This window comes from Mesorhizobium sp. WSM4828 (assembly GCF_055811175.1).
The window spans coordinates 128,046-140,749 of record NZ_JBVVQK010000013.1 but is presented as its reverse complement, the minus strand read 5'-3'; the positions used below and the strand labels follow the sequence as shown (position 1 = coordinate 140,749).

The following is a 12,704-nucleotide window of genomic DNA, read 5'->3' as shown; positions in this document are numbered from 1 at the left end:
GCGGCCGCGCCGCGGGGGGCGGGGGCGTTCTATATTATGTCGGCGGCTTGGCGCGCCCCCTCGGGGGGGGGCGGCCGCCGGCCGGGCGGCCCCCCCCCCCCCCCCCGCCCCCCCCCCCCTTTTGCTTGAGGGCCTTTGGTTCACTTCACCACCGCCTCGATCCAAATGACAATCCGCCGCGCGAGGAAAGCCGTGGTCGATGGCGACAGCGCGTCGCCGGCAATGACCTGGCGCCCCAGCGACCCGCAAACATGATCGTCGCCCCGTCACTGATCCTATTCGACCGGCGGCTTGCGGTCGAAATTCAGCGGCCGCGCATTCCAGCGGGTGACCGTGCTGATCACCCATCGGCAGAACGGCCTCGGCAGCATCCTGAGCAGCTTCAGCGTCCAGCTCAGGCGGCGTGGGAAAGTGACTTCGAAGCCGCCGTATTCGATGCCTTGCGCGATGCGGCGCGAGGCCAGATTGACCGGCATCAAGCCCGGCATCGGCAGGAAGTTCTTTTCGGTCAGCCGCGTGTCGACAAAGCCCGGATTAATCACCTGGATGCGGACGTTCATCTTGTCGAAATCGTATTTCAGCGACTCGGCCAGGATATTGACTGCCGCCTTGGTGCCGCCATAGGCGGCGGTGGTCGGCCAGCCGAAATAGGCGGTGACCGAACCGATCAGCACGACATGACCGCGCGAGCGTATGCGCATGCGTTCGATGACAGGCACCAGGCCATTGATGATGCCGAAATAATTGACCTCGAAAGACCGACGGAAATTGCGCGCCACAAGATCCTCGCCCGGCGTTGCGATATAGCTTCCAGCGTTGAACACTGCCAACACGATCGGACCGAGATCTTTCTCGATCGCTGCAACCGTCTTCGCCATACGTTTTTCGTCGGTCACGTCGCAAGGATAGGCTGCGACACGGCCCGCCATCTGCGCCGTTTCGACGATGAGCGTATCGATCGGATGGTCATCGGGCGCAGTCACCGCGACGACATAGCCCCGAGCGGCAAGATCCTTGGTCAGCGAACGGCCGATACCGCTGCTGCCGCCCGTAATCCAGGCGACGCCATGCTTCGGATTGGCCCGATAGAGTGTCATGCTGCGCCCCGCCGGCTCTTCTTAGCTTGTGCTCTAACGGTGAAGAAATCGAATGAAAAGAGTGCTTTTCGGTACATGGTTGAAATGAATACCGGCCGGGCGCGCCTGGCTGCAGGAATTGCAGTGTGCGAAATGCGACTGGACCAGGCAAATTCTTGCCTTGAAACCGAAGCTTCGGGTTTCTAGGGTTTCGCCGCACCCACAAAGGAATCTCCATGCCCCGTTCTGTGATCGACGTGATCGGCAACACGCCCCTGATCCGCCTCAACAAGGCCTCGGAAGCAACCGGCTGCGAGATCCTGGGCAAGGCCGAATTCATGAATCCCGGGCAGTCGGTCAAGGACCGCGCCGGCCTGTTTATCATCCGCGATGCGGAGCAGCGCGGGCTGCTGCGGCCCGGCGGCGTCATCGTCGAGGGGACGGCCGGAAATACCGGCATCGGATTGACACTGGTTGCCAAGGCGCTCGGCTATCGCACGGTGATCGTCATTCCCGACACCCAGAGCCAGGAGAAGAAGGATACGATCAAACTGCTCGGCGCCGAGCTGATCGAAGTGCCCGCCGTGCCTTACAAGAACCCGAACAACTACGTGAAGCTGTCGGGCCGGCTGGCCGATCAGATGGCGAAGACCGAGCCGAACGGCGCGATCTGGGCCAACCAGTTCGACAATGTCGCCAACCGTGACGGCCATATCCGCACCACGGCCGAAGAAATCTGGAACCAGACTGCCGGCAAGGTGGATGGTTTCGTGTCGGCGGTCGGTTCCGGCGGCACTCTGGCAGGCGTCGGTTTCGGGCTGAAGGCCAAAAACAACCAGGTCAAGATCGCGCTGGCCGATCCGCTGGGGGCAGCGCTCTATTCCTTCTACACCAGCGGCAAGCTGAAATCCGAGGGCAGTTCGATCACCGAAGGCATCGGGCAGGGGCGGATCACCGCCAACCTCCAAGGCTTTACACCCGATTTTGCCTTCCAGATCCCCGACGAGGACGCACTGCCGATCGTATTCGACCTGATCCAGGAGGAGGGGCTTTGCGTTGGCGGTTCGACGGGCATCAACATTGCCGGCGCCATTCGCCTGGCGCGCGAGCTAGGCCCCGGCCACACCATCGTGACCATGCTTTGCGACTACGGCACGCGCTACCAGTCGAAGCTGTTCAATCCTGAATTCCTGCGCGAAAAGAAGCTGCCGGTGCCGGGCTGGATGGAGCAACAGAGCACGATTTCGGTGCCATTCGAAAGGGTTGCGTGATGGCGCACAAGACCGAAGCGCTGTTTCGTGACGACACCTATCTGGGGACGGCCGACGCCACCGTCGTCGCAGTCAACGATCGCGGCGGCATCATTCTGGACCGGACGGTGTTTTACGCCACATCGGGCGGGCAGCCGGGCGACACCGGTAGCCTCGAACGCGCCGACGGCACCGGCATAGCGATTGCCGCTACGATCACCGGCGAAACCAAGGACGAGATCATCCATGTGCCGGCGCCGGAGCAGGCAGTTCCAAAGGTGGGCGAGCGCATGAGGCTCGCCATCGACTGGCCGCGGCGGCAGTTGCTGATGCGCATGCATTCTGCCTGCCACCTGCTTACCGTCGTCTGTCCGTTCCCGATCACCGGCGCCGCGGTTTCCGAGGACGACAGCCGTATCGATTTCGACATCCCGGACGCCGGCTTTAGCAAGGAAGACGTGACGGCCAGACTGATGGAGCTGGTGCGAGCCGACCACCCGATCTTCACCCGGCTCATTTCCGACGAGGAACTGGCATCCAATCCGGGCCTGGTGAAATCCAAGAATGTGCGGCCCCCGGCCGGCACGGGAAAGATCCGATTGGTCTGCATCGGCGAGAACGCCTCGATCGACAGCCAGCCTTGCGGCGGCACCCATGTAAAGAGCACCAGCGAAATCGGCGAGATCCATATCGGCAAGATCGAGAAGAAGGGTCGCGAGAACCGGCGCTTCCGCATTCGCTTTGGTCCTATGCCGCCAGCCTGATATAGGACTGCGACGGGCGGGACAGGAGAGAAAAGATGGCCGACGACAGTCCTTTCACCATCGATGCCGATTGGTTACAGAAGCGGCTCGGCGAGCCCGGCCTGACGATTGTAGACGCGTCCTGGTATCTGCCGGCGCAAAAGCGTGACGCGCGCGCCGAGTATGACGCAGCGCATATTCCAGGCGCCCGCTTCCTCGACCAGGATGCGGTTTCGGACCCCGACGCGGCTCTGCCGCACACGCTGCCGTCGCCGCAGCATTTCGCGCAATATGTCGGCGCGATGGGTATTTCGGCCGATGACACGATTGTTGTCTATGACGGGCCAGGGTTCTTTTCTGCACCGCGCGCCTGGTGGTTGTTTCGCGTCATGGGCGTGTTCCAGGTCTATATGCTCGACGGCGGCTTCGACCGTTGGAAAGCCGCCGGACGGCCGGTGACGGCGGAGCCGACGAAGATCGCGCCTTGCGTGTTTTATGCCAACTTCGATGCGGCCCGCGTCGCCAGCCTTGCCGACATGCGCCGGATCGTCGAGACGGGGGAGAGCCAGATCGCCGACGCGCGCTCGCCTGGCCGTTTTGCCGGCACCGAGCCGGAGCCGCGCCCCGGCATCCGCTCCGGCCATATGCCGGGCGCGCACAACGTGCCGTTTTCGGCGCTTTCGGAAAACGGCGAATTGTTGCCGAAGGACAGGCTACGCAAAGTGATCGAAGGAGCCGGCATCGACCTGTCGAAGCCGGTCGTCACCTCCTGCGGGTCGGGCGTCACCGCGGCAGCCATCACGCTGGCTTTGGAGACGCTTGGCCATGCCGACAACAGGCTTTATGACGGTTCATGGACCGAATGGGGCGGGCTTTCCGACACGCCCGTCGTGACGGGCAAGGACTGACGGGGATGGAAGACGGATCGCTGGAAGACATCGACGTCACCGTGACGTTTCTCGAAATGCATGTGCCGCCTGCCTATTCGCCGCCGCTGCCCTACAACCGCCAGATCGCGCTGCTCAAGACCAAAGACATTCCGCTGCATTTCTACCGCTATTTGATGGATCGGGTCGGCCGCAAATGGCACTGGGTCAATGTGCTGAGGCTGAGCGACGAGGAGCTTGCGGCGGGCATCCACCGCGAGGACCGCGACATCAGGGTACTTTATCTGGATGGTGCGCCGGCCGGCTTCTTCGACCTCAAGCCGCATTTGCCGGAAGAAGTCGAACTCGCCTATTTCGGAATGATGGAGCACGCGACCGGGCAAGGCATCGGCCGCTGGTTCCTCGGTGCGGCAATCGCCGCAGCCTGGTCGCACGGGCCAAAGCGGGTGACGGTGCAGACCTGCACCCTCGATCACCCAGCAGCACTGCCGCTCTATCAAAAAATCGGCTTTACGCCAGTGGCGCAAAAAAAGGAGGTCGTACATCCGATGTCTTTTGCCGAGCGGGCGGCCAGCGTCATGCGGCTTTGATTTTTTCAGGCCCGTTCATCCAAGCTTCAGCTTGTCGTTGCCACGTCCCAGGGTCTCTGGATCAACACTCAAAGGCGGACCCGGCTTGAATGAGCTTGGCTCTTTCCATATCGCTATCGTCTAAAAACCGATGGAGGATCGCACGATGGCAATACGCGTGGTAATGGCCGGCGCGACCGGCTGGGTCGGCAAGGCGCTGGTTCCGGCGATCGGGGCGCAAGGCGACATGGCGCTGGCCGGGGCGGTATCACGCAGCGGCGCGGGGCAGGATTCCGGTCTGCTGGTTGGCATGCCGGCTAATGGTATCACCGTTTCCGCCTCGCTGGCCGAGGCGCTGGAGGCGCCGTCGGACGTGCTGGTCGACTTCACCAAGCCGCATGTCGTGAAAGACCATGTGCTGCTCGCCATCGACAAGGGACGGCACGCTGTGATCGGCACGTCGGGACTGGGTGCTGCCGACTATGCCGACATCGACGCCGCGGCGCGCGCCAACGGCGTCGGCGTCGTTGCCGCCGGCAACTTTTCCATCACCGCCACGCTGATGAAGCGGTTTGCACTTATGGCGGCAAAATACGTGCCGGATGTCGAGGTCATCGATTATGCCAGTGCAAAGAAGCCCGACGCGCCCTCCGGTACCGCACGGGAGCTTGCTGAGGCGCTGGCCGACATCCGCAAGGCCTCAACGGCAAAGCCGGTCTCCGAGGTCTCTGGCGTGCCCGCTACACGCGGTGGTGCGGTCGGCGCAGGCGAGGGGGTGCAAGTGCACGCGCTTCGCCTGCCGTCCTACATCCTGTCCTGCGAGGCGCTGTTCGGCCTGCCAGACGAGCGGCTGACCATCCGCCACGACGCTGGCTCGTCCGCGGCGCCTTACGTGGCGGGCACGCTGCTCGCCATCAGACGGGTGCAGCAGATCAAAGGTCTGGTTCGTGGTCTCGACGCGCTGATGGATTGATCCATTTCGGCAGGAATCGGGTGGGAAGCTCCGTCTTGCGAGCATAATCTCCAGTCGACACACCGGAGATCATGCCATGACGCTAAAATTCAAAGCCTTGCCAACCGATGCCGTCCGGGCACTTCAGCGCGGCGGGGCGGATGCTTATGGCCTTAAGCCAGAGCGGCAGATTTCGGACGGCGACGGCGTGCCTTGCCGTCACTGCCTGAAGAACGTTGCTACGGGAGAAGCCTATCTTGTTCTGGCATATCGGCCTTTTCCGGAGCTGCAGCCTTATACCGAAACCGGGCCGATCTTTCTTCATGCTGAAGAATGCGAACGCGCTGTCGAGGTTGAGTTGCTTCCCGAAATACTCGAAAGCAGCGATTACATCGTGCGCGGTTATGGCAAGGACGACCGCATCGTTTACGGCAGCGGCGGCGTAATTCCGACCGACGCCATTGCCGCACGGGCAGAGACGTTGTTCGAACGCGACGACATCGCTTACGTCCACATCCGCTCGGCGGGCAACAATTGCTATCAGTGCCGGATCGACCGCGCGTAACCGGACAGGCTGCACCGGCTTGGGGCTGTCGTACGCCCGTCGCATACCGGCGGTAGAAAGACACTGTCGATCGATTTGCCGACCGCGGATGAACCGGCGGGAATTTTCGACAATCGAGGAAGCGGGGCTTTGGCTCCGCTTTTTTGTTGTCCGGTCATTCCGCGCGCCTCGACACTTTTCAGTTTTTCGACATAAGAAAAAACCCGTCGGACGAATCCGACGGGCACTGGAGAGGCAGATTCGGACAGCTCAGGCGGCGAGAACGGCCTTCGGCTCGACCAGCTCGTAACCGAGCGCTTCGGCCACTGCGCGATTCGTGATCTTGCCCTTGTGGACGTTCAGCCCGTTGCGCAGATGGTGGTCGTCTACCAGCGCCTTGAGGCCCTTGTCGGCGAGCTGCAGGCCATAATGCAGCGTCGCATTGTTGAGCGCGTGGGCTGAGGTGACCGGCACCGCACCCGGCATGTTGGCGACGCAATAGTGGATGACGCCGTCGACCTCATAGGTCGGCTCGGCATGGGTCGTGGCGTGCGAGGTCTCGAAACAGCCGCCCTGGTCGATGGCGACGTCGACCAGCACGGCGCCTTTCTTCATGCCCGACAGCATTTCGCGCGTCACCAGCTTGGGTGCTGCTGCCCCCGGGATCAGCACGGCGCCGACGACTATGTCAGCCGAAAAACATTCTTCCTCCAGCGCCTCGACGGTCGAGTAGCGGGTGTGGACGCGGCCGCCAAAGATATCGTCGAGCTGACGCAGGCGCGGGATCGAGCGGTCGATGATAGTGACATCGGCGCCAAGGCCGGCCGCCATCCGTGCGGCATGCAGGCCGACGACGCCGCCGCCGAGCACAGTGACCTTGCCGGGCAGCACGCCGGGCACGCCGCCAAGTAGCACACCGCGGCCACCATTGGCCTTTTGCAGCGCCGTGGCGCCCGCCTGGATCGACAGGCGGCCGGCGACTTCCGACATCGGTGCTAGGAGCGGCAGGCCGCCGCGCTCGTCGGTGACGGTCTCGTAAGCTATCGCGGTCACGCCGGAGGCCAGCAGGCCCTTGGTCTGCTCCGGATCCGGAGCAAGATGCAGATAGGTATAGAGGATCTGGCCGTCGCGGAGCTGAACCCATTCGTTGGGCTGCGGCTCCTTGACCTTCACGATCATGTCCGACTTGGCAAACACGTCGGCGGCCGTCTTGGCAATCGTGGCGCCGGCGGCACGATACGCGTTGTCGTCGGCGCCGATGCCGGCGCCAGCGCCGGTCTCGACCAGCACTTCATGGCCATGCGCGACATATTCGCGGACCGAACCGGGTGTCAGGCCGACGCGGTATTCATGGTTCTTGATTTCCCGGGGGCAACCGACGCGCATTTTTTTCTCCTGATCCGTCCCCTTTTTGGGGCTGTTCCCTGTCCAGAGATAGTGAACCACGAATCGCTCGGTAGGTGTTTGCGAATGCGCTTGCCTGAGAGGCCACTGTTCGATAATCGTTGCGCAAAACATTAGAATTGTCGCAGGAACCCGCAAAAATGCCGCTCGACAGGATTGATATCGCCATTCTCGAGACATTGCAGAAAGACGGGCGGATACCGAACGCAGCGCTGGCCGAGAAGGTTGGCCTGTCGCAGTCGGCCTGTTCGCGGCGACTGGACAATCTGGAAAAATCCGGAACCATCCGCGGCTATCATGCCCGGCTTTCCAATGCTGCACTTGGGCACCAGATGACGGCGATCGTGCATATATCGCTGTCCGGGCAATTCGAGAAGACGTTGTCGGATTTCGAGGCGGCGATAAAGCGCTGCCCGAACGTCCTGTCCTGCCATTTGATGTCGGGCGAATATGACTACATCCTGCGCATCGCGGCAAAGGATCTCGTCGACTACGAACGTATCCACAAGGAGTGGCTGTCGGCAATGCCGCATGTGACGAAGATCAATTCGTCTTTTGCCTTGCGCGAAATCGTCGATCGCACTGCCGTGGGAATGAAGCCCGAGCTCGCCTAGGCCCCGAACTCGCCTAGGTGTTGAATGCCTCGGTCACCACACGGTCCATCGGAATGTCGTGCGGCTGTGGGTAGATGGTGACGATGCGCTGCAGTTCGTAGCCGACGCCGATGACCAGCGGTTTGGAGGGCATCGCGGCAAGCGTGCGATCGAAGAAGCCGCCGCCATAACCCAGGCGAAACTGCCCGGGATCGATGCCGACAATCGGCGAAATGACGATGTCGGGCAGCACCGGATCGCCGTCAGCCGGTATCGGGATATTCCAGACGCCCTTCTCCAGCCGGTCTCCGTGGGTATAGGCGCGAAAGACAAGCGGCCGGTCTTTCTCCACGACGACGGGCAACGCCGTGCGCCCGCCCCGCGCGTTAACGGTTTCCATCCACGGGCGCAGGTCCGGCTCGCCGCGAAACGGCCAATAGAGGCTGACCATGCGGCCGGCGATGTCGCCGATCACCGCGTCGAGCCCTTCGGCAATGCGCTGCGACATGGCTGCGCGCGTGTCGGCTGAAACGGCAAGGCGGGATGCGATCAACCGCTCGCGCTCGGCCTTGCGCCAGCGCCTTACGTCGGTCCAGTCGGATAGCGGCGCTTGGAACTCCGGGTCGAGCTCGTGCATAAAACAAGGCGGCGAGGCGTACTGCGCTGAGCCTTCGTCTTCATCCCTAGCCATGCTTCACCTGCAATATACAGTTCCAACCAAGTCGTATCCTGGACGTAGGCTATATCCGGGAATGGGCCTGCAGCATGCGTATTCACGACATCAAGAGACGAGTCCCAGGCAGTTGCAGCGCAGCCATTGCTGCACTGCACAACGATACTTACATCAGTCTTGGCGAGAGGGATAAGTGAGATGAACACAGCCAACCATCACGTCGTCGTCGTAGGTGCCGGTTTCGGCGGCCTCGAATTCACCCGCGCACTTGCCGGCGCACCGGTGCGCATCACCATGATCGACAGGCGCAATCATCACCTTTTTCAGCCGCTGCTCTACCAGGTGGCGACGACGGCGCTGGCCACCTCCGAAGTGGCCTGGCCGATCCGCCATCTCCTGCGCAAGCGCAATGACGTGACGACGCTGCTCGCCGCCGTGACTGGAATCGACCGCGGCGGCAAGCGGGTGCTGCTGCAGGACGGCGGCACGGTCGCTTACGACACGCTGGTGCTGGCCACCGGCGCGCGACACGCCTATTTCGGCCATGACGAATGGGAGCCGTTCGCCCCGGGCCTGAAGACGCTGGAGGACGCCACCACCATTCGACGGCGTATTCTTTTGGCTTTCGAGCAGGCCGAGCGGGAAACCGATCCCGCCAAGCGCCAGGCATTGCTGACGCTGGCGATCGTCGGCGGCGGGCCGACCGGCGTGGAACTGGCCGGCACCATTGCCGAACTTGCGCATGACACGCTGCGCGGCGAGTTCCGCAACATCGATACGCGCGAGACGCGTGTGGTGCTGATTGAGGCCGGCGACCGCATCCTCTCGAATTTCGCTCCCGAACTCTCCGATTATGCAACGAAGGCGCTCGAACGGCTCGGCGTGACCGTCGAACTCGGCAGGGCGGTTACGCGCTGCGATGCCGAGGGTGTCGTCTTCGGCGACGCCCATTTGCCGGCCAGGACAATCCTGTGGGCGGCGGGCGTCGCCGCTTCCCCGGCCGCCGAATGGCTCGGCGCGGCAGCGGACCGCGCGGGCAGGGTGTTTGTCGAGCCCGACCTGAGTGTGCCGGGAAACCCGGAGATTTTCGTCGTCGGTGACGCAGCGCACGTCCTGCGGCCGGACGGCCGGCTGGTGCCGGGCGTCGCGCCCGCCGCCAAGCAGCAGGGACGGCACGTCGCCGCGACGATCAAGGCAAGGCTTGCCGGTGACGCGACGCCGCGTCCTTTCAGCTACAGGCATGACGGCGATCTGGCGACGATCGGCAAGCGCGCCGCGGTCATCGATTTCGGCTGGATCAAGCTTACCGGCCGGCTTGCCTGGTGGTTATGGGGCTTGGCGCATATCTACTTCCTGATCGGCTTTCGTAACCGGCTTGCGGTTTCCCTGAGCTGGCTATGGATCTACTTCACCGGTCAGCGCAGCGCTCGGCTGATCACCCAGGGTGACGACGATAAGGGCTGATTGTTCGCTGCCGGACATTCATCGGCGCGTCACCTCCTCTTGATGGAATCGGCTTCTGAACTCGGCTGTATTTCGGCGCGAAGCTTTGCTTCGGGCAGGACTTGTCACGTCGTGGAAGAAAGAGAAAACGAATGTCCCAATTGCGCCACCTAGTCTCACGCCGCGATTTCCTCGCCGGCGTTGCCGCCAGCGGAGCGCTGATCATGCTGCACCCGTTCTCCGCCCGGGCTCAAGCCAATCAGGCGCATCTGAGGATTATGGAGACGACCGACATCCACGTGAACGTGCTGCCTTACGATTACTACGCCGACAAAGCTAACGACACGATGGGGCTGTCGCGAACGGCATCGTTGATTGAAGCCGTGCGCAAGGAAGCAACCAACGCGATGCTGATCGATAATGGCGACCTTCTGCAAGGCAACCCAATGGGCGACTACATCGCCTACGAGAGGGGGATGAAGGACGGCGATCTGCATCCGGTCATGAAGGGCATGAACCTGCTCGGCTACGAATGCTCGACGCTCGGCAACCACGAGTTCAACTATGGCCTGTCGTTCATGGACAAGGTGCTGGCCGGTGCCAATTTCCCGTTTGTCTGCGCGAACCTGATCCGCGGCACGGAGCTCGCCGCGAACCCGCGCGACGACAAGCTTTATCTCAAGCCTTACGTCATCCTCGACAGGAAGATCAAAGACGGGTCGGGCGCCGAGCAACCGATCCGGGTTGGCATCATCGGCTTCGTGCCGCCGCAGATCATGGTCTGGGACCTGAAAAATCTCCAGGGCAGCGTCAAGACGCGCGACATCGTCGAGGCGGCCAAAGCGTGGGTGCCGCAAATGAAGGAAGAAGGCGCTGACATCGTCATTGCGCTCTCCCATTCCGGCATCGACGTGAAGCAAAGCGACATGATGGAGAATGCCTCCTTCTTCGTTGCCGGTGTCGAAGGTATCGATGCGGTGTTCACCGGCCACCAGCATCTCGTCTTCCCCGGCAAGAAGGACTTTCAGTCACTGGACGCGGTCGATACGGCGAAGGGCACGTTGCAGGGCAAGCCCGCCGTCATGGCCGGCTTCTGGGGCTCGCATATGGGGCTGATCGACCTGTTGCTGGAGCGCGACGGATCGACGTGGAAAATCGCCTCGGCGATCTCTGAGGCCAGGCCTATCTTTGAGCAGGTCGACAAGACGAACAAGCCGACCGTCGCGGACGACCAGCGCATCGTCGACGCGCTCAAACAGGACCACGAGGCGACGCTTGCCTATGTGCGCCGGCCGGTCGGCAAAACCTCGGCGCCGCTCTATTCCTATTTTACGCTGGTTGCCGACGATCCATCGGTGCAGATCGTCAGCCAGGCGCAGACCTGGTACTTGAAGGACATCCTGAAGAACACAGAGTGGAAGGATATGCCGTTGTTGTCGGCGGCGGCACCGTTCAAGGCCGGGGGGCGCAACGGAGCCGACTATTACACCGACGTGCCGGTGGGCGATATCGCCATCAAGAACGTCGCCGACCTCTACCTCTATCCAAACACGGTGCGCGCCGTCGAAATCACCGGGGCAGAGGTGAAGGAATGGCTGGAAATGTCGGCCGGCATCTTCAACCGGATCGAACCGGGCAAAGCCGACCAGGCGCTCGTCAACACCGACTTCCCATCCTATAATTTCGACGTGATCGACGGCGTCACATACAAGATCGATCTGTCGCAGCCACCGAAATATGATTCGAAGGGCGGGCTGGTGAATGCCGGCTCGACCCGCATCATTGACTTGATGTTCGACGGCAAACCAATTGATCCCAAGCGAAAATTCGTCGTCGCCACCAACAACTACCGGGCCGGCGGCGGCGGCAATTTCCCGGAGATCAATGCCTCGAAGATCATCTACGAAGCGCCCGACACCAACCGCGACGTGATCGTGCGCTATATCGTCAGCAAAAGCACCATCAACCCGTCGGCGGACGCCAACTGGTCGTTTGCGCCACTACCGGGAACCAGCGTCGTATTCGAGACCGGCGCCAAGGCGAAGGATTTCATTGCGCAAGTGAAGTCGCTGAAGATCGAGCCGGCGGGCGAGGGCGAAGCAGGCTTTGCAAAATACCGCATCACTCTTTGAGGATTTGAGCGTCGGCTCGAAACTGTCTCAGGGTTAAGAAAATGTCCCGATACGGCAGCCACTCCCAGGCAGGGGGACCTTGTCAGGAGGTGGTACGAAACGCCGCTTGACGGCGGGGGCGTGTGGAGACCGAGGCGAGGCCAGCAAGAATCCCAGGGCAACTAGATTAAGGCTCGCTAAAAAATTCGGGGGGCCTCCCAAGCAGCGTTGGAATCGCTATGGTTGCAAGCGTCCATATGCGCTAGTTTTAGTCATGCGTTATGTCATCGTCATCACGACTGTCACCTTTTTCCTGATCTGGGACGGCATTTACAACCAAGGCCGCTACCTCGACAGGACGGTCAGGGAGGTGACCCGCATCGTGCACTATGTAACCAGCATGGTGTAGTTTCTCTTCGCTGCTACGGTTCGCAGACGCGACAAACCTGCCGATTGACG

At 62.0% G+C, this 12,704-nt stretch carries 13 protein-coding genes; 10 read left to right on the top strand and 3 right to left on the bottom strand.

All coding sequences use genetic code 11. The features are described 5' to 3' along the window. Positions 1-275 precede the first annotated feature (275 nt). Positions 276-1,097 carry an SDR family NAD(P)-dependent oxidoreductase gene (locus AC0L2X_RS17260; protein WP_352491382.1) on the bottom strand — a complete coding sequence of 274 codons (822 nt, stop codon included), beginning with the start codon at positions 1,095-1,097 and terminating at the stop codon, positions 276-278. Positions 1,098-1,312: 215 nt separating this feature from the next. On the opposite strand from AC0L2X_RS17260, the gene AC0L2X_RS17255 reads away from it, so the two are divergent. From AC0L2X_RS17255 to AC0L2X_RS17230, 6 genes are all read left to right on the top strand, one after another. Next, a complete protein-coding gene (locus tag AC0L2X_RS17255; protein WP_473555378.1) occupies positions 1,313-2,347 on the top strand; it encodes a cysteine synthase A in 1,035 nt (344 codons plus the stop codon). Further along, the gene (locus AC0L2X_RS17250; protein ID WP_473555380.1) at positions 2,347-3,090 is read left to right on the top strand and encodes an alanyl-tRNA editing protein; all 744 of its coding nucleotides are present in this window, start codon (positions 2,347-2,349) and stop codon (positions 3,088-3,090) included. Before AC0L2X_RS17255 ends, AC0L2X_RS17250 begins: the two co-directional genes overlap by 1 nt. Positions 3,091-3,125: 35 nt before the next feature. After that, positions 3,126-3,977, top strand: a complete 852-nt coding sequence (gene sseA, locus AC0L2X_RS17245) for a 3-mercaptopyruvate sulfurtransferase (RefSeq protein ID WP_473555382.1) — start codon at positions 3,126-3,128, stop codon at positions 3,975-3,977. A gap of 5 nt (positions 3,978-3,982) precedes the next feature. Then, positions 3,983-4,546: a GNAT family N-acetyltransferase gene (locus tag AC0L2X_RS17240; protein WP_473555384.1), complete on the top strand. Its 564-nt coding sequence runs from the start codon at positions 3,983-3,985 to the stop codon at positions 4,544-4,546. A gap of 145 nt (positions 4,547-4,691) precedes the next feature. Further along, on the top strand, positions 4,692-5,498 hold the full coding sequence (dapB, locus tag AC0L2X_RS17235) for a 4-hydroxy-tetrahydrodipicolinate reductase (RefSeq protein ID WP_473555386.1): 807 nt from the start codon (positions 4,692-4,694) through the stop codon (positions 5,496-5,498). A 76-nt stretch (positions 5,499-5,574) separates the two neighbouring features. Beyond that, positions 5,575-6,042, top strand: a complete 468-nt coding sequence (locus AC0L2X_RS17230) for a DUF1203 domain-containing protein (protein WP_473555388.1) — start codon at positions 5,575-5,577, stop codon at positions 6,040-6,042. A 249-nt stretch (positions 6,043-6,291) separates the two neighbouring features. Here AC0L2X_RS17230 and ald read toward each other — a convergent pair whose 3' ends face one another. After that, positions 6,292-7,407, bottom strand: a complete 1,116-nt coding sequence (ald, locus tag AC0L2X_RS17225) for an alanine dehydrogenase (RefSeq protein WP_352491375.1) — start codon at positions 7,405-7,407, stop codon at positions 6,292-6,294. Between the two features lie 158 nt (positions 7,408-7,565). On the opposite strand from ald, the gene AC0L2X_RS17220 reads away from it, so the two are divergent. Further along, positions 7,566-8,039, top strand: coding sequence for an Lrp/AsnC family transcriptional regulator (locus tag AC0L2X_RS17220; RefSeq protein WP_023675099.1), 474 nt, complete (start codon positions 7,566-7,568; stop codon positions 8,037-8,039). Positions 8,040-8,052: 13 nt separating this feature from the next. Here AC0L2X_RS17220 and AC0L2X_RS17215 read toward each other — a convergent pair whose 3' ends face one another. Beyond that, positions 8,053-8,709 carry a 5-formyltetrahydrofolate cyclo-ligase gene (locus AC0L2X_RS17215; RefSeq protein ID WP_352491374.1) on the bottom strand — a complete coding sequence of 219 codons (657 nt, stop codon included), beginning with the start codon at positions 8,707-8,709 and terminating at the stop codon, positions 8,053-8,055. Between the two features lie 180 nt (positions 8,710-8,889). Between AC0L2X_RS17215 and AC0L2X_RS17210 the strand changes: the two genes are divergently transcribed. The 3 genes from AC0L2X_RS17210 to AC0L2X_RS17200 all read left to right on the top strand — a co-directional run bounded on the left by AC0L2X_RS17210 (position 8,890) and on the right by AC0L2X_RS17200 (position 12,654). Beyond that, entirely contained in the window at positions 8,890-10,155 is a 1,266-nt protein-coding gene (locus AC0L2X_RS17210) for an NAD(P)/FAD-dependent oxidoreductase (RefSeq protein WP_473555391.1), read from the top strand. 131 nt (positions 10,156-10,286) lie between these two features. Beyond that, entirely contained in the window at positions 10,287-12,266 is a 1,980-nt protein-coding gene (locus AC0L2X_RS17205; protein WP_473555392.1) for a bifunctional 2',3'-cyclic-nucleotide 2'-phosphodiesterase/3'-nucleotidase, read from the top strand. A gap of 253 nt (positions 12,267-12,519) precedes the next feature. Further along, positions 12,520-12,654: a hypothetical protein gene (locus AC0L2X_RS17200; RefSeq protein WP_292655342.1), complete on the top strand. Its 135-nt coding sequence runs from the start codon at positions 12,520-12,522 to the stop codon at positions 12,652-12,654. The last annotated feature ends 50 nt before the right edge of the window (positions 12,655-12,704 follow it).